Here is a 21,724-nt window from a genome sequence, read left to right on the forward strand (position 1 = left end):
AAACGTGAGGACGTGGGCAGAGCTCACGCACGGCCTCGATGACGACGTGTACCCGAAGAGCGCAGACGACGAGGGATGGCTGCTGTGGACGTTCGGGGCGGTGTGCGCGTGCGCGGCAATCCCGGATGACGCAGCGCCATGGGCGCGGGAGCGCAGGATCAGAGTCGCGGGCGGTAGTGACGGGGATGACAGGGCACGGACGCGCCCCGGAAGACCGACGTCCGACGGCGCGGGCGAACCGCGCGCGACGGCGCTTGCCCACGCTGGGCGGCAAAAGTCAAAAGATTATTTATCACCATAGAGCGCAAGTTCGAGGGCAAGCCCGTATACTCCCGGTTCCGGAAGCTGGACGCGACTAAACGCTGCCTGCACCTGTTCAACGGTGGTGCACTCGTCACCGATTACTGCCAGCGGAACCGGAATGCCGTCAATCGGCATGGCCCTAGGGTCATAGTCATACCTAAGGAAATGAAGAGCACCAGGTTGAGGAGCATATCCAAATGACAGGTTTGACTGACCTCCAAGCCTTTCTAGAATTCTCTGATATACGGGCTCGGGGGTTACAAACCATAGTCCAGTCCGGCACAGTTTCTCACGCTGCAGAACTTGCCCTTTATATACGAGTTGGGGAATGATTCTTTTTGAGACATTTTCCCAGTTAAGTCCAACAGTAGATTGAACGATGCGTCTACCGTCAATCAAGGCTTCTCTTGAATCCCGATAGTTACCGGTGGTATCAATTGTCTGGACCTCAATTGAAGTGAATTCCCTTAGTTCTCCAAGGGCATCTATATATGCCAAGACCCAGTCTGCAAAGTAATTACCACTGCCGTTCCGCTTCGGGAGCCTTAGTTCTCCGCCCCATCTATGTCCAAAAACGGCTATAGCGCCGCCCTCTTCTTTTGCCTTTTCAACGGCAACCCTGCCCGAATACAAATGTAACTTTTTGCCAAATGACTTTTCAGCGATGATGCTGAGCATCTTGTAGTCGTCCGCATATAGCCTATGTGGACAACAAATAATATGGTTATCGTTCTTTACTTGCTTGACTGCGCAGACCCCAGACCTTTGTCCGTCTCTTGATAACATCTTCGTACAAGTGTCATGAATAAAAGGGCATTCCTGCCGCGCAACCGCTGACGCGGCGATTTCAGATGTGTCCTGCGCCCTGTATCCAAAGAAGTCGGTTACCGTTCCAGCCATGCTACGCCTCCAAAACTGATTTTAAAGAAGTACCTACTGCCGCCGCGAGCATGGGCGGTACGGCATTGCCGACTTGCGCATATTGTTCTGCCTGAGAACCGAAAAACACATAATGATCCGGGAAGGATTGGATCCTCGCCGCTTCCCTTACGGTAAATGCACGGTCTTGTTCAGGATGGAAGAACGCCCCCCAATGCGGGTCGCACTTGGTAAGAACCGTACTGGCCAGTTCATCCCAGGACTGTCTGCCATATCGTTTTGTATGATCGCTCCGTCTAGCAGCTTTCATCCCTTTGGGCAATAGCTCGAAAGGAATGTCGGTCCAATTACCACCCTGTTTAATGTACTTAAGCCGTTGCATGTTTATCTCTGACAGCTTCGCCGCCTCATGATTGAGAACGCCAGTTGAACCGATGCGCAGCAATTTCTGGTATTCACATTGAGGCTTAGTCTGATAGTCTTTTACGGCAGTGCCACGTTCTCCATTTTTGAGGCGGGGCAAGTCTCCAATTGCCTCACGCAGTGTAGTAAATGGAGCTGACGTCTCCGGAGAGGGACGCTTGACTATTTGGCGACCGTCAAATGTGGTAGCGAAATTAACCCGAATCGGTGCATGACGAACAGGTTCCGGCCAAGCACTCTGGGGGATAACTGCACCCCTGAGACCCAAAACAATCGTGCGCCAACGCATTTGTGGTACGCCGTAATACGGGGCGCCAAGGATATGGACATCCGCCCCATAGCCCAAATCAGCCAATGCCCTCAAAATAGCATGAAGCGTCGCGCCCTTTTCGAAGGAAACGAGCCCGGGGACGTTTTCAATAAGAACAGCTCTCGGCTTGAACTCGTCAACGAAGCGCAGGTACTCCCTAAACAGATGATTGCGTGGGTCCTCTTTCGATCGAATTGGAGCGTTGATCGAGAAACCTTGGCACGGCGGACCACCGGCAAGTAGATCAAGCTCGCCGGTTTCTAGGCCAAGTCGCGTACGTATATCGAGGGGATTCACCTCTCGAATATCACTTACGCAAACTTCTGCATTTGGATGGTTATGGCCATAGGTTTGAGCATACGTTGGCATTATTTCTGATGCGAAAAGCGAGTGGAATCCAGCCTCTTCAAGTCCTTCGGAGAGGCCGCCAGCTCCGGCAAACAGATCTATACAGGTCAGGTTACTCAAGAGCCCTCCTTGGAATTGATGAAAACCCTTCTAGTTTAGTCTAGCGGATTGTCCTGACACGTCTTGTTTCCGGGATTTTCTGGTGGCAGACTAATTGCTCGGCTACTGTTGAACCATCATCATATGCCTCAGCGCACACAACAGTACCGTTCGATTTCGTTCAAAGCACATTCGAAACCGAGCATATATTGCCAGGGCGGCCAGAAATAGCGCCACGAAAACCGCGGCTTGAATTGGATTGCTCGCCGCCAACGCAGACCAAAGCGAGCCCGCGATAAAAGAAATCACCAGACCAATCAGGTCGAGGGCCCAGCTCGTATAGTGCGCTTCGGCAACCGCCCGTTCGATTATTTCGCATTTCTTTTCCAAGCTAATATCCTCGTCAGCTCCAGCGAGAGAGAAGTCCATTCCTGAAATCAAATCAATTAATTCTGCCTCGCTATATCCGCTTTTCTTGAACTTTTTTGCGAAGAAACCTGCTGGACCAGGCACATAGGTAGGATAGTTTTTACGAAATAGATTCTTATAAGCGATCCCCATTGTTTACCCCTTAAAGCACGGATGCTGTCTAGCGTTATTGTTCTATCATTTCGCTCGGACAGACTTTACAGAGCCGCCGCCAATCATTCATGGAAAGCGCCCTATGCGGCCTACCTCCGTCTAATTATTCCCCGCGCTCCTCATACCCGCGTTCGAGCTTCTTCCCAAGCTCTGCGGCACAGCGCTTCGTTTCCTCGGCAAACAGGCCATCGATGGCCCTGTCGATCCGCGTGCAAGTCTGCCGGTGCTCGTCCTTCCAGGGCAGGTTGAGCCCCAAGTTCGCATCCCAATAGCCGCCGAGCTTGGCGTCAATCACTTCCTCGGGATACAGCACGTCGCGGCGAATGCCCTCAACCGCATCGTCCTCGTCCATATCACAGGCCGCATCGCCCTGCTCAAGGCACTTGCGCAGCTCCTTCTGCTCCCGGATGTTGTTCAGCATGCGAACACACACCACGGCCAAAAAGCGATAGCGTTCGCATAGATCCCACTCGCCTTCGAGCCATACGCGAAAGCCCAGCATTTCGCTCGCGGACTCGTCGTCCATCAGGATCAATTCCCACGGAAGCACATTGGCGAGCGCGTCCTCCCCCAGCCTTTGCACGCCATCGCGCGTAAAGATGCACGGCTCCACCTCGTAATAGCCAAAGCCGTGGCCTGCACCACAACGATTAATGGCGTGCTTGGGCAGCAGGACGATCTTGTCGCTGGGCTCGGGGTCAATCTTGCGCAGCTTTTTGATCTTGCGGCGGGCGCGCTTTAGGCCGCGCTCGCTATCGCCACGGCCGCCCGCCTTGCCGGCGCATCGCAGGGCGATCTCGCGCACCAGGGTCTTTGTGTCCGCCGCGCACAACCGGTCCATCGTCCGGCGCAGACGGCATAGCGCTTGTGCAGCAGTGTCACCATCGACAAGGCGCACCATGCCCACCGGCTAGCCCATCCCAACGGCCTGCCTGCAGTCGCTACGAAGGCCAGCGTGCCGACATGAGCGCGACAACCGCTGTACCCAGCCCCATTCGTCTGATGACACCGCCGCAGCGGGCAGATACGACCCCCAGAGTGGGCATCCCTGCCAACCCTCCGCGAACCCCATGCGGCGCAGCTCGTCGGCATCCAGCCTGTCTAGCAGCTCAAACAAGCGTGTGCGCCAGCCCGTCTCGGGGGCGATGCGCTCCAGCAGGTAACTCAGGATGGTGAGTATGCCGAACATGTTGTCCGACCGCACCTGGTACGGCTCGTGCCACTCTGGATACTTCGACTTGGTGGGGATGGTCGGCCTGGTGCCAAGCCCTCTGTTCCACAGGCGGCCATGGTGATCCTGTGCTCGATGCATAAAAGAAGACCCGCCAGTGTGCATGCTCGAGAGCAGAGGCCGGGCGGGTTTACTACGAGAATTTTACCACGGTCGAAGCCATTCTATACGAAGCTCCACGAGGAAAGTTTGCAAGCGCCCGCCTCCCTTGAATATCAACTTCATCCCACCCAAAAACTCATCCAACATTAATCTTGGCTCAAGAATCGCTTAATCTATTACCTGCACTATAGAGTTCGACCAAGGGCGGGGCGGCGCCGCGCAACGCAGGCCGCCGAACGCAACGCTCGCGCCCGGGCAAATCGCCCGGCGTCGCGCCCATCGAACGAAAGGACAGGTCATGGACGACCTCGAAAAAGTTGAAACCATCCGCACCAAGTGCAACGTGAGCTACACCGATGCCAAGGCCGCGCTCGACGCCGCCGACGGCAACGTTCTGGATGCCATCATTTGGCTTGAGTCGCAGGGCAAGACGCAGGCCACGTCGGCGCACGCCGCCACCGAGTCCGCGCCGGTCGATGAACCTTCGGCCGAGATGGTCGCCGCGCAAGCCGCCTATGAGAAGTCGAGTGAAAAGACCGACTTCTCCAAGAAAATGGACAGCGTGTGGGAGTACCTCAAAAAGCTCTTCCGTCTGAGCCTGGACACCAAGTTTATCGCCACGCGCCGCGACGCCATCATCCTCAACATCCCCATCCTGATTCCCATCGTCGCGCTGTTTGCCTGGGGCGCCACGATATGGCTGATGCTGATTGGCCTGTTCTTTGGCATGCGCTACCGCATCGACAGCGACGGCGATGTGCCCGGCAGCATCAACAACCTGATGGACCACGCTGCCGACGCCGCGGACGGCATCAAGCAGAATCTGAACGACGACAAGTAATCGCAGACGGGGGCACATATGGCACGAATCCTGATCGTAGAGGACGAGGAGAAAATCGCCCGCTTTGTGACGCTCGAGCTGGAGCACGAGGGCTACCAGGTGGAGCATGCCGCCGACGGCCGCACCGCCGTGGACCTGGCGCTGGAGCGCGACTACGATCTGATTCTGCTCGACGTGCTGTTGCCGCAGCTCAACGGCATGGAGGTGCTGCGGCGCGTCCGCAAGCACAAGGATGTGCCGGTGATTATGGTCACCGCACGCGATGCCGTGATGGACAAGGTGGCCGGGCTCGATGCCGGCGCCGACGATTACCTGACCAAGCCGTTTGCGATCGAGGAGCTGTTCGCACGGATCCGCGTGGCGCTGAAGCGTGCGGAGGCCGTGCAGGCGGCTTCGGGCGTTGGCGGCATCGGGACGGGCGCGGCGAGCGGCGCGGATGTCGGCGCCACTGCGATACCCCCGGCCAGCGACTCGGCCCGGACCGCCGCCGCGCCTTCTCCCGCCGCGCTCACCGTGGGCTCGGTCGCGCTCGATCCAGATCGCCGCGAGGTCACGGTCGGCGGCTCGCCCATCGTGCTAACCGCCCGCGAGTTCGACGTCCTTGCCCTGCTTATGGCGCACGCCGGCACCGTACTCACGCGCGAGCGCATCGCGCACGAGGCGCTCGGCTACGAGTACGTGGGCGATACCAACAACGTCGACGTGCACATCGCGCACCTGCGTGCCAAGATCGAGGACGCCGGCGGCGCCCGCATCATCCAAACCGTGCGCGGGGTGGGCTATGTCTGTCGCGCGTAACGCCGAAACCAAACGCGTCACCTCCATCGCCCGTGCCATCAACTGGAGCTACATGTGGCGCCGCCTGGCGAGCTACATCTGGCTCGACCTGTGGCTGCTGGTTGCTGCGGCGGCGATCCTCATCTATGGCTATAACCAAACGCTGCCCGACGGCGCGTTTACCGCGGGATGGATCCCCGGTGCCGCCGTCCACGGCATGTCGCTGACGCCCGCGCACGGCTGGGACCCCGCCACGCTCACCTATACCGTCGAGCTTGCGCGCACCACCAAGACCTTCCCCCTCGCGCAGGACCTCATCGCGCTGTGGCCCCTCTATCTTGTCGTTGCAGGTGGGCAGGTCATCAGCGTGCTCAACATGCTCGGCGGCGCCCGCCGCGTGCGCCGCACCATGGCACCGCTCAACGACCTGGCCCTGCGCGTAGACGAGCTCAGCCGTATGCAGCTCTCCGGCGGCAAGATGGAAACGCTGGAGCAGGCCATCGAGCGCGCAAGCGTCGACTCGCCGAGCGTCACCACCGGCGACGCCGACCTGGCGAGCATCGAGGTCGCGCTCAACCGCCTGCTGCGCCAGATGCAAGAGGCAAAGCTGCAGCAGATGCGCTTTGTCAACGATGCAAGCCACGAGCTACGAACGCCCATCGCGGTGATTCAGGGTTACGTAAACATGCTCGACCGCTGGGGCAAAGATGACCCGGACGTGCTGGCGGAATCCATCGCGTCCCTCAAGGCCGAAAGCGAGCATATGCAGGAGCTCGTGGAGCAGCTGCTGTTTTTGGCGCGCGGCGATGCCGGGCGCACGGTCCTGCGGCGTGCGAATACCAACCTGGCCGCACTGGTCGGCGAGGTATGCGAGGAGTCACAGATGATCGATGCCGAGCACACGTATCGGCTGGCTTTTGACGCCTTGCTTGCCAGCGACCCGCGCTGCGACGCGCCCGTCGACGTGGCGCTCGTGAAGCAGGCTCTGCGCGTGATCGTGCAAAACGCCGCCAAGTATTCGGACGCGGGCACATCCATCTCGTTTGGCGTGACGCCGGATGCGGGCGCGGGCACGATCGACATAAGTGTTGAGGACGAGGGCATCGGCATGAACCAGAAATCCGCAGCTCACGCATTCGAACGGTTCTACCGCGCCGACAACGCGCGCGATGCCGGCGCGCAGGGCTCGGGTCTGGGGCTCGCCATCGCCAAGTGGATCGTCGACAGCCACGGCGGCGTCATCGGTGTGACCTCAGTCGAGGGCGTCGGCAGCCGCTTTACGATTCGCCTGCCACGATAGAAAGCCCCTCGGCATAAATAAAGGGATAAGGCCATGCGGCCCTATCCCTTTTTGCTAGCTATAGCAGCTTGTGCGCTACTCGCGGCACAGATGCACGGCGAAGCCGGCGAACTCGCGCTTAAAGTACACGAGTTTGGTGCCGCCGTCGGGCAGCAGCACGCGCGACTCCTCGTTGACCTCGAGTCCGCGCTCGGCAAACCACTTCTCGGCCGCATCGATGTCGTTGACGGCAAAGCCAATGTGGCCCTTGGTGCCACGACCGTTCTGCTTCATGACCTCGATCAGCGAATCGTTAAAGTACGAAACCGGGGTCTCGATGACAGGTAGGCCCATCATCGTCGAGAACAGCTCCGCGATCTCCAGGGCATCGGCCGGGTCGGTGGCGTTAATGCCCACGTGGGCGACGCGCATGCCAAAGAGCTCTACCGGGTTGGCGTTCTGCTCATTCATACAGGCAGCGCCTACTGAGCCATAACGTCGAGAACGGCCTTCTCGGCAGCGACGCGGTTCATGCCGGTCATGAAGGGCACGCCGCTCACGTACGGGCAGGTGAGGCCCTCGGGGGCAACGGTGGTGGCGATCAGCAGGTCGGCGCCCTCGTCGCAAGCGTCCTTGGCCTCGGAGATGGCGCACTGCACGATCTCATACTTGCCGGCGTAACCGTTGGCGTCGAGCATGGTGGCGACCTTCTGGGCAACGAGCGTGGAAGTAGCAGCGCCAGCACCGCAAGCCAAAACGATCTTCTTCATAGGTAATGTCTCCCTTCGAGGTTTACTTTAGGTAAGTGTACCGCAGCGAGCGATGGCGCTCGGCCTCGATGCGCTTTTGTGCCAGTTTGCTTGCACGCTGCGTATAATACATCTAGTACATGTTGTCATACCGCTCGCCTTACGAGCGACTAAGGACTCTAATCATGCCCGATTCCCGCACCCTCTGGACCGCCGTCGTTATCATCTGTATCGCCATATCGGTGTTCTTTAGCGTTAAAAAACGCACCACGTTCAAGCGCCTGCAGCAGCTGATGGCCGCCAAGCAGTGGGATGAGTTCGACCGCCTGCTCGACAGCAAGCTCACCAGCATGCTGTACCCGCGCTACAACCGCGACTACCTGCGCCTGAACTCCTACCTGCTGCGCGAGGACCACAAGCGCGCCGACGAGATGTTCGATTTGCTGCTGGGCCTTAACCTGCCCAAGATGCAGCGCGTCGACCTGGTAATCAAGGCCTTCAACTACTACGTTGGCCAGGAGGACCGCAAAAAGTCCAAGGAGCTGCTGCACGAGATCAAGGGCTTTGAGGGTGGCCAGGCAGAGGCGGTCGCGCACGAATGCCAGCTGATGTACGACACGATGATCCTCAAGCGCCACAACGACATTCCCGAACTGGAGCGCATGCTCGAGGAGGCCGGCGACGACAAGGTCAAGGCTTGCCGACTGGAATACCTTCTGGCCCTGCAGTACAAGAACAAGGGCGACGAAGCCAAGTTCCAAGAGTTCCTGGAGAAGTCAGGCCAGCACTCGATGGCCGTCAACGCGTAACGGACGGCTTGTGCTAGACTTCTAGTCTCACGGGGGCGTGGCGGAATTGGCATACGCAGGAGACTTAAAATCTCTCGCCGCAAGGATTGTGGGTTCGAGTCCCACCGCCCCTACCATATGACGCTTACGGGCCCGTGTCCTTTTGGGATGCGGGCTCGTTTCTCTAAGATGCCGGCGGGACTCGAACCCGCGAGGGGGCGAGCGTCAAGCGGACGCGCAGCGTCCGCAGCGAGCCGGCGAGGGCGCCGGCAGGCGACCGAAGCCGGTGCGGATTTGCGCAGCAAATACGCAGACGTCCCACCGCCCCGCGCTTCTGAATTTGGAACGGGGCTAAATAGACTACTCATATCGAGTCAAGGACTGTCCCAGGCTGCCGGCAGGAAAGGAACGTCCCTAAGTGCCGGCTGTTGAGTTGCGGTGGAATAGGGACTGCTTGGGGTCCCAAAGGGCGATTTTAGTCCGTATTTCGCCGCAACTTATTTGAGGGTGCTGAGTTCCGGGGTCCAGGTGATGGTGGGGGCTTTGCCGTCGAGGACTTCGTTGATGGTGGCGGCCATGCCGGCGAGCAGGCTGTTCTCGCTTACGGTGAGCGTCTGGTAACCGCCGGCTCGCATGAGCTCGCGGATCACCACGGCGCCGGCCAGAATCACGCCCGCACGCTTGGGCTGCACGCCCGGCAGTGCGGCAATGCCCTCCACGTCCAGCGCGGACATGCGCTCGATAGCGGCCGAAATCTGCTCCATTGAAAGCTTGCGCAAGTGCACAAAGCTCGAGTCATACGGCTCCAACTCGTGAACCAGCGCCACGAGCGTGGTGACAGTGCCACCCACCGCAACCAGCCGCTCGGCGCGCTCAAAGTCGCTGGGCAGGCTCTCAAAGTAGGCGGCGAATTGCTCACCTGCCCAGTCCGCTGCAGCCGAAAGCTCGCCCGCCGCAGGCGGCAAGGCCGAGAAGAAGCGCTCCGTCACGCGACGGCAGCCAATGTCCAGCGAGCGCGTGCCCTCCAGCGCAAAGATCCCGCGCTCCGGTGCGTACACGCCCGTCGCGAGCTCCGTGGACCCGCCGCCCGAATCCGCGACGACAATGCGCTCGCCGACAAAGTCGTGCGCCACGCCAAAAAACGTCAGGCGCGCCTCGACCTCGCCCGGAATCACCTGCGGCTCGAGCCCCAGCTCGCGCAGGCCGTCCAGCAGCAGCGCGGCGTTGGACGCATCGCGCGCAGCGCTCGTGCACGTGGTGCAGATGCACGCGGCCCCAAAGGCGCGTGCCTCGGCCACGAACATGCGGCACGCGGCGAGCACGCGCTCCACAGCCGCCTCGCAAAAGCGACCCGTCGCGTCGACGCCCTCGCCCAGATCGGTAATCTCGGTATGCTTGGACGATTCCACGATCGCCCCGGCCTCGACCTGCGCCAACACCAGTCGCGACGACACCGTTCCCAGGTCGATCGCCGCCACCTTATATCGTTTGCAATCTGCCATTGCGGGCTCCCCTCCGGGCGCTACTCGCCTATTCGCCGCTGGACGCGACCGTCTGACCCTCGACGCCGTTAAAACCAAACAGCGTATCGAGCGCCTGAATGTACCACGGCGCATCCTTGCCGACTTCTTCGATCTCCTTGGCCACTTCGCTGGCCTTCTTGGCGTTCGACGACTTCTTACTCGACGACGAATCCGAATCGTCATCCAGGCCCAAGACGTCAATCCTCGTCTCGCCGGGCATTACCAAGCCCAGGTCCTCGGATGCCGCATCCTTGATGCCCTCCTCCGAGAGCAGCTTGTCGACGCTTTTTTGCAGGTCGTCGTTATACTGCTCGCGAATCTCGACCTGCTTGGCCAAGATATCGCTCGAGCGTTTTGCCACATACAGATCGCGCACGGGAAAATACAGGCTCACGAGCGCCAGGGCCACAACGATACCGATAAACAGCCCTCGCTGGGGTCCGTGGGTAAAGTCGTAGATTGCCTTGACCACCGCGTTATCGTTGGCGTAGTGCATAAAGTCCGAGCCCGAAAGACGGCTCGACGGCCTGCTCGATCTGTCGTGCGTCCGAGCCGAGGAACACGATGCATGCGTCGAGCGCGACGGACGCACCGGGCTGTCTTCCGGCATATTCATCTGAGCATTGGAGCGCGAGGCACTTGCCGCACGATGCGTAGGACGGGCGGCACCGGCATAATCGGACCCGCCGAGCTGCACCGTATGCGCGCGGCGAGGCGACGGCTCACGCGAACCGGCGGAATAGTACCTGTTGTCGTAAATCTGATCCATGTGCGCCTTGTGCGGTTGAGGTTTGTTTGCGCTAAGTATTCTAGTTATAGCACGAGCGCGCACAACGCCTTCGGCGGCCTTTGCTCGACATAAAAAAGGCGCTGAGCCACACGGCCCAGCGCCCAATGACAGCAAGCAGAAGTAGGGCGGGCCCGAGTCAACCCCGCCCCGCGAGCACCACTTGCCTTAGCGAATGTTGTAGAACGCGGCCTTGCCGGCGTAGCGCGCGCTGCCCTCGAGCTCGTCCTCGATACGGATGAGCTGGTTGTACTTGGCGATGCGGTCGCTGCGGCACGGGGCACCCGACTTGATCTGGCCGGCGTTGACGCCCACGACCAGGTCGGCGATCGTGGAATCCTCGGTCTCGCCGGAGCGGTGGCTCACGATGCAGGCGTAGCCGGCCTCCTTGGCGGTCTCGATGGCCTCGAGCGACTCGGTGAGCGTACCGATCTGGTTGACCTTGACCAGGATCGCGTTGGCGGCGCCCAGCTCGATGCCCTTCTTGAGGCGCTCGGTGTTGGTGACGAACAGGTCGTCGCCCACCAGCTGCACCTTGTTGCCAATGCGGCGGGTAAGCTCGACCCAACCGTCCCAGTCCTCCTCGGCCATGCCGTCCTCGATGGAGATGATGGGATAGGTGTCGACGAGCTTCTCCCAGTAATCGACCATTTGGGTGCTCGTGTACTCAACGCCCTCGCCCTTGAGCTCGTACATGCCGGTCTCGGCGTTGTAGAACTCGGTCGAGGCCGGGTCCATGGCGTACATGAAGTCGACGCCGGGCTTAAAGCCGGCCTTCTCCACGGCCTTGGTGATGTACTCGAACGGCTCGGCATTGGTCTTGAGGTTGGGCGCGAAGCCGCCCTCGTCGCCCACGCCGCCGCCCAGGCCGGCCTCGTGCAGCACGCCCTTGAGGGTGTGGTAGACCTCGGCGCACCAGCGCAGGCCCTCGGCAAAGCTCGGGGCGCCCACCGGCATAATCATGAACTCCTGGAAGTCCACGTTGTTGTCGGCATGCACGCCGCCGTTGAGGATGTTCATCATAGGCGTGGGCAGCAGGTGGGCGTTGACACCGCCCAGGTACTGGTACAGCGACAGGCCCGCCGACTCGGCAGCGGCGCGGGCGACGGCCAGCGACACGCCCAGGATGGCGTTGGCGCCGAGCTTGGTCTTGTTGGGGGTACCGTCCGCGGCGATCAGCGCGGCATCGACGGCGCGCTGATCGAAGGCGTCGAGGCCCACGACGGCGTCGGCGCACTCGTTGTTGACGTGCTCGACGGCCTGCGAGACGCCCTTGCCCAGATAGCGGCCCTTGTCGCCATCGCGCAGCTCGCATGCCTCAAAGGCGCCGGTCGAAGCGCCCGAAGGCACCATCGCGCGGCCGAAGCTGCCGTCCTCGAGCACGACCTCGACCTCGACGGTGGGATTGCCGCGGCTGTCGAGCACCTCGCGACCGTAGACGTCCAAAATGTCACTCATGCTGTCTCCCTCTCACTTGGAAACGTAGTTGATGCAAGCGACTGGCCGACCGTGCACCATCGGTGCGCCTCCGTAAGTTAGCCATGTCGCACTTTTGCATTATGCCCTAAGTTAACCGAGGGATACAATTGTTTTCGAAAAATTTAGCGGGAACGATGAGACGTGTCAGCTCGTCGTTCCCGCAGTTTTACTCCTCCGCCTTTGCGGCATCCCACAGGTCGTTGAGGCCATGGGTCGAAAGCTCAGCCAGATCCATATGGGCGTTGGCCGTCATCTGCTCCATCGCGGCCCAGCGGCGGCGGAACTTTGCCGTGCTGGCGCGCAGAGCACTCTCGGCGTCGATTCCCTCCTTGCGCGCAACGTTGACCAGGGCAAAGAGCAGGTCGCCAAACTCCATCTCGCGCTCGGGCGAGCCGGGAGCCTCAGCCTCAAACTCGGCACGCTCCTCGGCGACCTCGTCCCACACGTCCTGGACCGTCTCCCACTCAAAGCCCACGGCAGCCGCCTTGCGCGACACCTTCTGAGCCTGCATCAGCGCCGGCAGGTGCGTGGGCACGCCGTCGAGCAGGCCCTCGGGCGCAGCCTCGCCTGCCGCCACGGCCTTGTCCTTGGCAGCTTTCTCGGCAAGCTTAACCTCGTCCCAGATCTTGAGTACCTCGTCAGAGTTATCGGCATCCGCATCGCCAAACACGTGCGGGTGACGGCGGATGAGCTTGGCGTCGATATCGCGTGCCACATCGGCCAGCGTAAACTCACCGGCGTCCGCCGCAATCTGCGCATGCAGTACGACCTGCATGAGCACGTCGCCGAGCTCCTCGCGCAGATGCGCCACGTCGTCCGCCTCAATGCAATCGAGCGCCTCGTAGGCTTCCTCGATCATGTTCTTGCCGATGCTCTGATGCGTCTGTTCGCGATCCCACGGGCAGCCATCGGGCTGACGCAGACGCCAGATGGTCTGCACCAGATGCTGCAGCTCGGCCGACGCGTCGACCAGCGTGGACAGATCGCGCGAGCCCTCGGCATTTTGCTGGGCCGTGTGCTGCGCCATGGTTAGTCCTCCTCCATGATCACGTGGCGGAACGCACCGCCCTCGTAGATGCCGTAGCTGTGCGTGCCATCCTTGGGAATGCTCACGCTGCCGGGGTTGAAGAGCCATAGGCCCGGGTGCGTCTCGCTTGCCTCGTTAACCTTGATATGCGTGTGGCCGTAGACGAGCGCGGAGCCCTCGGGCAGCGCGGGCGCGTGGTCGACGCTGTTGTGCATGCCGGCGCCAAAGACGTGGCCATGCGTCAGGAACAGCTCGCGGCCGGTCTCGTCGAACAGCATGGCGTAGTCCGCCATGACGGGAAAGTCGAGCACCATCTGGTCGACCTCGGCGTCACAGTTGCCACGCACCGCGATGATGCGGTCGGCCAGGGCGTTGAGCAGCGGAATCACACGCTTGGGGGCGTAGTCGCGCGGCAGGTCGTTGCGCGGGCCGTGGTAGAGCAGGTCGCCCAGCAGCACAATGCGGTCGGGCTGCTCGGACTCGATGGCGGCGACCAGGCGCTCGGTCCAATATGCCGAGCCGTGGATGTCGGAAGCGATGAGGTATTTCATGGTGGTCCTTTCGGGTGGGGTGGATATGACTGGGCGCGGGATGTCGCCGGCCGCGCTATTCAAATCGCAGTGCCGCGCTCTGGGCCGCCTGCATCACGCGTTGGAGCGGCACGTTGTGCTCACGGGCAAGACGGGCGCAATCCTCGTACTCGGGAGCCGCGCGCTCGCTGCCGTCGGGCAGGGTGGCTACTTTGACGGCCACCTCGCCCCAAGGCGTCGCCACCTGCTCAAAACGACGCGGCAGACAGACGCGCTCCATAACCTGGCGGCGGATGCCGTTGGTCGTGGTTTCCAAAAAGATGATCATCTGCAGACGGTCAATGTCCTCGCGAGCGCAGATTACCTGCAGCTGCCAGCCGGGACGACCTTTTTTGCAGTAGAGAGGCAGCCAGTGCACTTCGCGGGCGCCCGCCTCACGCAAGCGGTCGGCGGCATAGGCGAGTACCTCGGGCGACGCATCGTCGATGTCGCACTCCAGCTTGACGATGGTTTCGGGCGCATCGGTCTCGCGGGACAGCGGAGATGTACTTCCACGTTGCATACGGTCCGGATCCTTTCCGCACGGGCTCGTTTTATTCATCCAAACGCTAGCACATCGGACGTGGCACAGGCGTGACTTTCGTCCGTCGCCGCCCTCGCCCCTATCCAAACATGTACATCAGCCTCCAAACATGTCATTTTTTGTCGGTTTTGGAGGCTGACGTACATGTTTTGGAGCGGGCAACGCCTAGGACAAACTCACGCCGCCCACACCCACCCCTTAAGTTCGCCACGCTCAACAATTTTGAACATTCTACGCAGTTCGTCGGCCAAAAATAACCCTCGGCGTACTTATGCAACCCCCGATGGTACTCTAGTTGCATTTGGCTAACTAGACGGCTGTCGAGCATCCTGCGCGGCACCGTCACGACACCGGAGGTTCCATGTTCGAGAAGCGGCTCTTCTCCCTTGTTCCGCAGGCAACGCCCTACATTGTGGCGAGCGTCCTGTTTAAGTGGATTGCGCTCATGGCAAACATTACCGTGATGTGGGTGCTCGCGCGCATCTTGGGCGGTATCGTCATCGGCGGCCTCCCCACCTCGCTCGCCATCGATGCACTCAAGCAGGCCGCTCTGCCGCTCGCCGCCGCCATCATCGTGCGTGCCGCCTCCATCTATCTGGCCCAGCGCGCCGGCGACAAGGCTGCCTTCGAGGCCGTCCGCCGCGTGCGCTCGCTCGTCTACGACAAGCTCACCGCGCTCGGCCCCTCCTACACCGAGACCGTCCCCACCGCCGAGGCCGTGCAGACCAGCGTCGAGGGCGCCACGCAGCTCCAGGTGTACTTTGGCGGTTACCTGCCGCAGCTTTTCTTTGCCGGCCTGGCGCCCATCACGCTGTTTGTGCTGCTCGCAGGCCAGGCGGGCCTTCCCGCCGCACTGTTGCTCGCCTGCGTTCCGGTCATCCCCGTCTCCATCATGATGGTCATGCGCAACGCCAAAAAGATCGGCGCCGAGTACTGGGGCAGCTATGTCGATCTGGGCGGCATGTTCCTGGAGGCCGTTCAGGGCCTCACCACCCTTAAGGTCTACCAGGCCGACCGCGACTGGCACGAGCGCATCAACGCCGAGTCCGAGCGTTTTCGCGGGGCGACCATGCGCCTGCTGGTGATGCAGCTGCGCTCCATTTGTGTCATGGACCTGGTCGTCTACATGGGCGCCGCACTCGGCATTATCGTCGCCGCGCTGCAACTCGCCAGCGGAAAGATCGGCTTTGACGCCGCCTTCCTCATCGTCTTTCTATCGCAGGAGTTCTTTTTGCCCATGCGCCGCCTGGGGTCGCTGTTCCACACGGCCATGAACGGCATGGCTGCCTCGCGCCGCATGTTCGGCATTTTGGATACGCCCGAGCCCGAGCGCGGCAATGTTGAGCTTGACGGCCACGGCGATATCGAACTTTCCGGCGTGGGCTATGCCTACGGCGACCGCACCGTGTTGGACGGCGCCGACGCGACCATCGCGCGCGGCTCGCTCGTGGCGCTCGTGGGCGAAAGCGGTGGCGGCAAGTCCACACTCGCGGGGATCATCGCAGGCCGCAAGGATGCCTACCGGGGCAACGTTCGCATCGGCGGCGTTGAGCTGCGCGATGCCACGGCCGCCTCGCTTATGCGCGCCGTGACCCTGGTGCCCACCAACGGCTATCTGTTCGCCGGCACCCTGCGCGAAAACCTGCTGCTCGCCAAGCCCGATGCCACCGATGCCGAGCTTTTGCACGCGCTCGACCGCACACGCGTTGCGGCCTTTGTGCAGGCAAACGGCGGACTCGACATGGTGATTAACGAAGGCGGCACCAACCTTTCGGGCGGTCAGCGTCAGCGCGTGTGCATGGCCCGCGCCCTGCTGCACGACTCGCCTATCTATGTGTTTGACGAGGCTACGAGCAACGTAGACGCTGCAAGCGAGGCGGCGATTGGCGAGGTCATCGCGTCGTTTGCCGGCGATCACACCGTGATCGTGGTGGCACATCGCTTGTCGACCATCGTGGACGCCGACCAGATTCTGGTGCTAGAGCGCGGTCGCATTGCCGAGCGCGGGACTCACGGCGAACTTCTGGCAGACGCGGGCGTCTATGCACGCATGTGGGACAGCCAGGAGCAGCTCTCGGCGTATGCGTATGCCGAGGACGGGGCTGAGGATGTTGCCGTGGTGGAGGCTGCCGAGGGCGATGACGTTTGCGCTGATGACCGCGGCGGTGCCGGCGTGGCTGCAACCGCCGCGGCATCCGGCTCCGGCCATGCCCGTCGCTCGGCTCCGTCCATCATGTGGCGCATGATGGGGCTCGTGCGTCCGCTGGCCGGATGGCTCGTGCTGGCCGTCGCCCTGGGCAGCATCGGCATGCTTACCGCCGCGTTTGTTCCGGCGTTTGGTGCCTTTGGACTTATGGCCGCCTTGGGTCACAACGCCCTGGGGCTGGGTCTTGTTGGCGCATGCGTGGCCTGCGCCGTCTGCGGCATCGCGCGCGGACCGCTCCACTATGGCGAACAGCTCTGCAACCATTACATCGCGTTTCGCCTACTCGCGCACATCCGCGACCTGGTGTTCGGAGCCCTGCGCCAGCTGGCGCCCGCCAAGCTCGAGGGCCGCGGCAAGGGCGAGCTCGTGAGTCTCGTCACCTCGGATATTGAGCTGCTCGAGGTCTTCTATGCACACACCATCTCGCCCATCGCCATCGCCTTGGTCTGCACCGCCGTCTTTGAGGGCTTCTTGCTGACCGTGAGCCCCGAGCTCGCCGGCATCGCGCTTGTGGCCTATGCGGTCTTGGGCGTGCTGCTGCCTCTGGTTTCGGCCAAGGCATGTGGCACCACCGGCCGCCAGAGCCGCGAGGGCGCAGGCAAACTGGGCGCCTTTGTGCTCGACAGCCTGCGTGGCGCGTCCGAGACCATCCAGTTTGCCGGCGGCACCGATCGCGGTCGCGCCCTGGGCGAGCTGACCGAGCAGGTCGGCACCGTGGACGCACGCCTCAAGCGCCGCCAGGCAGCCAGCGAGGCCGTGGCCGACGCGCTCATCCTCGTTGCCAACCTGGTGATGCTCGGACGTGCGCTGCAGCTGGTGGCTGCGGGAACGATCGATTTCGCCGCGGCGTTTGTCGCCGTCTTTACCTTTGTGTCGTCCTTTGGCTCGGTAATGGCCGTGAGCCGTCTGGGCGCCTCGCTACAGGAGACGCTCGCCTCGGGCGCGCGCGTGCTCGACCTGCTCGATGAGCAGCCCCAGTGTGCCGAGGTCGCGGACGGACAGGACGTGGAGTTCGCTGGCGCCGCCGCCGAACATGTGAGCTTTAGCTATACGGGTGACGCGGGTGCCGACGACGCAGGACAGGTGGCGGACGAGACGGCCGCGAACCTCATCCTCGACGACGTGACCTGCACCTTTGCGCCCGGCACCATGACCTGCATCATGGGGCGTTCGGGTTCGGGCAAGTCGACGCTGCTCAAGCTGCTCATGCGCTTTTGGGACCCCACCGCCGGTGCCATCACGGTGAGCGGCATCGACACCCGTCGCATCAACACGGCGAGCTTGCGCGGCCACGAGGCCTATATGACCCAGGACACGCACCTGTTCTGCGGCACCGTGCGCGAGAACTTGCTCGTCGCGCGCGCCGACGCCACCGATGCCGAGCTGCTCGACGCCTGCCAGTCCGCCTCGCTCACTGCGCTTATCGACCGCCTGCCGCAGGGCCTCGACACCCCCGTCGCCGAGCTGGGCGACTCGCTCTCGGGCGGCGAGCGTCAGCGCATCGGCCTCGCGCGCATCTTCCTCAACGATGCGCCCTTCATTTTGCTCGACGAACCCACCAGCGCGCTCGATGCCCTCAACGAGGCAGCCGTGATGCAGGCGGTCGATGAGCTCAAGCGCCGTGGCAAGACCATCGTGCTGGTGAGCCACCGTGCCAGCACCTGCGCGTTTGCCGATTGCTCGCTTTCGGTCGAGCACGGGAGGCTCAGCTAATGGCGCGCCCGGCCGACACGCCGGAGCTGGCGGGCGAGCGTGCGCGCGAGGCCCAGATGGTGTCGCAGATGATCGCCCTGTGGTGCCGCGGGCATCATGGCGGCGGGCGTGCGGGCGTGCGGGCTGCTGGTGGCGATGCGCCCGCGCGCATAAAGCTCGGATTCCGAACCATCGCCCTCTGTCCCGAATGCGCCGAGCTGCGAGAATACGCCGTCGCACGCATTGAGCGCTGCCCGCATATGGGCACCAAGACGTTTTGCTCGGCCTGTCCCTCGCATTGTTATCGGCCTGCCATGCGCGAGAAGATCCGCGAGGTCATGCGTTGGTCGGGCCCGCGCATGATCTTCTATCGCCCCATCACCGCCATACGCCACGCGGTGGTGACCGTGCAATCCAAACGGGCGGCGAAGCGGAGCAAGTAGCACTGGAGCTGACGTGCGCCGCTGCCGCCCCTTGCCTTCGCCTCAAACGTGTACGTCAGCCTCCAAACATGTCATTTTTTGACGGTTTTGGAGGCTGATGTACACGTTTTGAGAGCGCAAACGAGGCCGCACCGCGCGCTGCACAGCCTTTCCACTCGATTTCAACTCGCGGCGCGCACGACATGCCAGACGCCGCGTCATTACAATGGAGCGGATTCGCCAAATGCAAAGGAGCCGCCATGTCCACGTGCCCGCTGGTTGATTGCCATACCCATACCTCGTTTTCGGACGGACGTGCCTCGTTTGAGGAAAACGTTCGCGCTGCCGCAGCAGCCGGCTGCCAGGTCATGGTCTCGACCGACCACCTCACCTTGCCTGCCAGCATGGATGCTAACTGCGAGGTGCAGGTTGTCGAGGGCGACTTGCCGGTGCATCGCCTGGCATTTGAGGACGCCCGCAAACTCGCCGCGCAGATTGCGCCGGAGCTCAGCTTTATCTACGGATTTGAATGTGATTGGTACGAGGGCTGCGAGCCCTTGGTTGAACGCTGGTCCGATGGCGCCGTGGTGCGCCTGGGCAGCGTGCATTGGATCGGCGACCCCGGCGATATCATGGCCGGCGCCGCGGGTACGGCGGGAACGGAGGATGTCGCTCGCCCCGACACGCATGATTCGCTCTGCGGTTGGATCGACGACGACACCAACCTGCATGTTTGGGAGAACCTGGGGGTGCGCGGCGTATGGGAGCGCTATGTCGACGACTGGTGCCACGCCTGCGAGAGCTCGCTCAACTTTGACGTGATGGCCCATCCCGATCTGGTCATGCGTTTTTCGAAGGAGGGCTTCGCGCCCGACTTTGACCCCATGCCATTCTGGGAGCAGATGGCCGAGTGCGCTCACGATACGGGTCGCCGCGTTGAGGTCTCGACCGCCGCGCCGCGCAAGGGCCTCGACGACTACTATCCCGCGACCGGCCTGTTGCGCTGTTTCGCCCACGCCGAGGTGCCGATCACTTTTGGCTCGGACGCGCACCGCGCCTTCGATATCTGCTGGAACATCCGCGAAGCCCAGGCCCACGCCTACGAATGCGGCTACCGAACCTTCGACATCCCCCACCCCACTGGCGAATGGAAGCCCGCGCCCCTCTTCTAACCCATCCCCTTCATCAGTTGCGGTGAAATAGGGACTGTTTTGCCTGATGAAGCGTTTAAACAGTCCCTATTTCACCGCAACTTCCATGGGGCCAGGGTAGCTAATTTGGGCTTGACTAGTGACGGCGGGCGTTGAGTTCGCCGGCCAGTTCGTCGAGGGTGATGCCGTAGCGCTCGAGCGTTACGAGCAGGTGGTAGATCAGGTCGCCGGCCTCGTAGCGAATGTGGTCGTGGTCGTTGTCCTTGCAGGCCATGATGACCTCGCTCGCCTCCTCGGCCAGCTTCTTGAGCAGCTCGTCCTCGACGTCGGTCAGCAGACGAGCAGTGTAGCTCTCCTGTGGCGATGCGTCGCGACGGCCGTGAATCACCTCGGCCAGGCCCGTCAGCGTCTCACCAATATTTCCATCCTGAACATTTGCGGTGCGCACACCCATAGTTCAATCCTTTCCGTTTTGCCGAGCGCCTAACAGAGCGCCCGCCCTAGGCGAGTTTCTTAAAGAAGCAGGTACGGTTGCCGGTGTGGCAAGCCGGGCCCGGAGAGTCCACCTTGACCAGCAGCGTATCGCTATCGCAGTCGGCCCAGAGCTCCTTGACCTCCTGCATATTGCCGCTCGTCGCGCCCTTGTTCCAGAGCTCCTGACGGCTACGGCTCCAAAACCACGTGGTCCCGGTCTTGAGCGTCAGCCCCACCGACTCCTCATTCATCCAAGCAACCATAAGCACCTCGCCAGTGTCATACTGCTGAACCACACAAGGAATCAGCCCCTTGGCGTCGTATGTAAGCTCGGCCGCAGTCGTCACTTGCTCCATTTAAAAGTCCAATCTCACAGGGATTCCCTGACTGGCCATATATTCCTTCACTTCGCGGATGCTGAAAGTTCCAAAGTGAAAGACGCTGGCTGCCAGCACGGCGTCGGCTTCGCCCTCGATTACACCCTCGGCAAAATGCTCGAGCGTGCCCACGCCACCGCTCGCGATGACGGGAATCGGCACCGCACGCGCCACGGCGCGGGTAAGCGCCAGGTCGAAGCCGGCCTTGGTGCCGTCGCGGTCCATACTGGTAAGCAGAATCTCGCCGGCGCCGCGACGAGCCGCTTCCTCGGCCCACGCCACAGCATCGATACCCGTGGCGTTGCGGCCTCCCGCGGTGAAGACCTCCCACTTGTCGGCGCCCGGCTCGCCGGGCAGGCCGACGCGCTTGGCATCAATCGCCACGATCACGGCTTGGCTGCCAAACGCCGCGGCAGCTTGGCTGATCAGCGACGGGTCACGCACGGCAGCAGAGTTGAGCGACACCTTGTCGGCGCCGGCCGCAACCATGGTACGCATGCCCGCCAGGTCGCGGAAGCCGCCGCCCACGGTATAGGGAATAGCGAGTTCCTCGGCCGCGTGCGCCGCCATCTCGATGGTCGTCGCGCGGTTATCGCTCGTCGCGGTGATGTCCAAAAACACGACCTCGTCCGCACCCTCGCGGTCGTAGGCACGCGCCAGCTCCACCGGGTCGCCAGCATCGCGCAGGCTCACAAAGTTGACGCCCTTGACCACGCGGCCGTCCTTGACGTCCAGGCAGGGAATCACGCGTTTGGTAAGCAT

Annotated in this window: 22 protein-coding genes and 1 tRNA gene; 8 read left to right on the forward strand and 15 right to left on the reverse strand. The window is 62.0% G+C overall.

The features are described from left to right. Nucleotides 1-285: 285 nt before the first annotated feature. The 4 genes from I2G43_RS10285 to I2G43_RS10300 all read right to left on the reverse strand — a co-directional run bounded on the left by I2G43_RS10285 (nt 286) and on the right by I2G43_RS10300 (nt 3,749). On the reverse strand, nt 286-1,203 hold the full coding sequence (locus tag I2G43_RS10285; protein WP_195536075.1) for a NotI family restriction endonuclease: 918 nt from the start codon (nt 1,201-1,203) through the stop codon (nt 286-288). A 1-nt stretch (nt 1,204) separates the two neighbouring features. Further along, nucleotides 1,205-2,383, reverse strand: coding sequence for a DNA cytosine methyltransferase (locus I2G43_RS10290; protein WP_229071815.1), 1,179 nt, complete (start codon nt 2,381-2,383; stop codon nt 1,205-1,207). 102 nt (nt 2,384-2,485) lie between these two features. Then, nucleotides 2,486-2,923 carry a hypothetical protein gene (locus tag I2G43_RS10295; protein WP_195536076.1) on the reverse strand — a complete coding sequence of 146 codons (438 nt, stop codon included), beginning with the start codon at nt 2,921-2,923 and terminating at the stop codon, nt 2,486-2,488. 124 nt (nt 2,924-3,047) lie between these two features. Then, the gene (locus I2G43_RS10300; RefSeq protein ID WP_195536077.1) at nt 3,048-3,749 is read right to left on the reverse strand and encodes a hypothetical protein; all 702 of its coding nucleotides are present in this window, start codon (nt 3,747-3,749) and stop codon (nt 3,048-3,050) included. Nucleotides 3,750-4,575: 826 nt separating this feature from the next. On the opposite strand from I2G43_RS10300, the gene I2G43_RS10305 reads away from it, so the two are divergent. The 3 genes from I2G43_RS10305 to I2G43_RS10315 are packed head-to-tail and all read left to right on the forward strand — an operon-like array spanning nt 4,576 to nt 7,195. Next, nucleotides 4,576-5,118: a DUF4342 domain-containing protein gene (locus I2G43_RS10305; RefSeq protein ID WP_195536078.1), complete on the forward strand. Its 543-nt coding sequence runs from the start codon at nt 4,576-4,578 to the stop codon at nt 5,116-5,118. 18 nt (nt 5,119-5,136) lie between these two features. Further along, nucleotides 5,137-5,916 (forward strand): response regulator transcription factor, encoded by a 780-nt coding sequence (locus I2G43_RS10310; protein ID WP_195536079.1) that lies wholly within the window; start codon nt 5,137-5,139, stop codon nt 5,914-5,916. Beyond that, nucleotides 5,900-7,195 carry a sensor histidine kinase gene (locus I2G43_RS10315; RefSeq protein WP_195536080.1) on the forward strand — a complete coding sequence of 432 codons (1,296 nt, stop codon included), beginning with the start codon at nt 5,900-5,902 and terminating at the stop codon, nt 7,193-7,195. Before I2G43_RS10310 ends, I2G43_RS10315 begins: the two co-directional genes overlap by 17 nt. 75 nt (nt 7,196-7,270) lie before the next feature. On the opposite strand, the gene I2G43_RS10320 is transcribed toward I2G43_RS10315, so the two are convergent. Together I2G43_RS10320 and I2G43_RS10325 are read right to left on the reverse strand one after the other, a co-directional pair. Further along, the gene (locus tag I2G43_RS10320) at nt 7,271-7,645 is read right to left on the reverse strand and encodes a VOC family protein (RefSeq protein ID WP_117779021.1); all 375 of its coding nucleotides are present in this window, start codon (nt 7,643-7,645) and stop codon (nt 7,271-7,273) included. A gap of 11 nt (nt 7,646-7,656) precedes the next feature. Further along, on the reverse strand, nt 7,657-7,944 hold the full coding sequence (locus I2G43_RS10325) for a PTS sugar transporter subunit IIB (protein ID WP_055252380.1): 288 nt from the start codon (nt 7,942-7,944) through the stop codon (nt 7,657-7,659). A gap of 164 nt (nt 7,945-8,108) precedes the next feature. On the opposite strand from I2G43_RS10325, the gene I2G43_RS10330 reads away from it, so the two are divergent. Then, complete coding sequence (locus tag I2G43_RS10330) at nt 8,109-8,732, forward strand: hypothetical protein (protein WP_195536081.1); 624 nt, start codon at nt 8,109-8,111, stop codon at nt 8,730-8,732. 31 nt (nt 8,733-8,763) lie between these two features. After that, a tRNA-Leu gene (locus I2G43_RS10335) sits at nt 8,764-8,848 on the forward strand. A gap of 360 nt (nt 8,849-9,208) precedes the next feature. Here I2G43_RS10335 and I2G43_RS10340 read toward each other — a convergent pair. The 6 genes from I2G43_RS10340 to larC form a co-directional block, all read right to left on the reverse strand. Beyond that, entirely contained in the window at nt 9,209-10,213 is a 1,005-nt protein-coding gene (locus tag I2G43_RS10340; protein WP_195536082.1) for a hypothetical protein, read from the reverse strand. A gap of 28 nt (nt 10,214-10,241) precedes the next feature. Next, nucleotides 10,242-11,003, reverse strand: coding sequence for a hypothetical protein (locus tag I2G43_RS10580; protein ID WP_229071816.1), 762 nt, complete (start codon nt 11,001-11,003; stop codon nt 10,242-10,244). Between the two features lie 186 nt (nt 11,004-11,189). Beyond that, a complete protein-coding gene (gene eno, locus I2G43_RS10350; protein WP_195536083.1) occupies nt 11,190-12,479 on the reverse strand; it encodes a phosphopyruvate hydratase in 1,290 nt (429 codons plus the stop codon). Nucleotides 12,480-12,666: 187 nt separating this feature from the next. After that, complete coding sequence (gene mazG, locus I2G43_RS10355; RefSeq protein WP_195536084.1) at nt 12,667-13,527, reverse strand: nucleoside triphosphate pyrophosphohydrolase; 861 nt, start codon at nt 13,525-13,527, stop codon at nt 12,667-12,669. Nucleotides 13,528-13,529: 2 nt separating this feature from the next. Beyond that, a complete protein-coding gene (gene yfcE, locus I2G43_RS10360; RefSeq protein WP_195536085.1) occupies nt 13,530-14,078 on the reverse strand; it encodes a phosphodiesterase in 549 nt (182 codons plus the stop codon). Nucleotides 14,079-14,133: 55 nt separating this feature from the next. Next, entirely contained in the window at nt 14,134-14,619 is a 486-nt protein-coding gene (gene larC / locus I2G43_RS10365; protein WP_229071818.1) for a nickel insertion protein, read from the reverse strand. 382 nt (nt 14,620-15,001) lie between these two features. Here larC and I2G43_RS10370 point away from each other — a divergent pair, with 382 nt between their 5' ends. The 3 genes from I2G43_RS10370 to I2G43_RS10380 all read left to right on the forward strand — a co-directional run bounded on the left by I2G43_RS10370 (nt 15,002) and on the right by I2G43_RS10380 (nt 20,132). Next, complete coding sequence (locus I2G43_RS10370; protein ID WP_195536087.1) at nt 15,002-18,559, forward strand: ATP-binding cassette domain-containing protein; 3,558 nt, start codon at nt 15,002-15,004, stop codon at nt 18,557-18,559. Continuing rightward, entirely contained in the window at nt 18,559-18,981 is a 423-nt protein-coding gene (locus I2G43_RS10375) for a nitrous oxide-stimulated promoter family protein (RefSeq protein WP_195536088.1), read from the forward strand. The genes I2G43_RS10370 and I2G43_RS10375 overlap by 1 nt, the downstream gene beginning before the upstream one ends. 239 nt (nt 18,982-19,220) lie before the next feature. After that, nucleotides 19,221-20,132: a PHP domain-containing protein gene (locus tag I2G43_RS10380; protein WP_229071820.1), complete on the forward strand. Its 912-nt coding sequence runs from the start codon at nt 19,221-19,223 to the stop codon at nt 20,130-20,132. A gap of 115 nt (nt 20,133-20,247) precedes the next feature. Here the strand turns inward: I2G43_RS10380 and hisE are convergent, their stop codons facing one another. The 3 genes from hisE to hisF are packed head-to-tail and all read right to left on the reverse strand — an operon-like array spanning nt 20,248 to nt 21,724. Then, nucleotides 20,248-20,565, reverse strand: a complete 318-nt coding sequence (gene hisE / locus I2G43_RS10385) for a phosphoribosyl-ATP diphosphatase (RefSeq protein WP_195536089.1) — start codon at nt 20,563-20,565, stop codon at nt 20,248-20,250. Nucleotides 20,566-20,611: 46 nt separating this feature from the next. Beyond that, entirely contained in the window at nt 20,612-20,941 is a 330-nt protein-coding gene (hisI, locus tag I2G43_RS10390; protein WP_195536090.1) for a phosphoribosyl-AMP cyclohydrolase, read from the reverse strand. Further along, nucleotides 20,942-21,724 (reverse strand): imidazole glycerol phosphate synthase subunit HisF, encoded by a 783-nt coding sequence (hisF, locus tag I2G43_RS10395; RefSeq protein WP_195536091.1) that lies wholly within the window; start codon nt 21,722-21,724, stop codon nt 20,942-20,944.

The organism is Collinsella aerofaciens (assembly GCF_015557435.1).
Lineage (GTDB): Bacteria > Actinomycetota > Coriobacteriia > Coriobacteriales > Coriobacteriaceae > Collinsella > Collinsella aerofaciens_Z.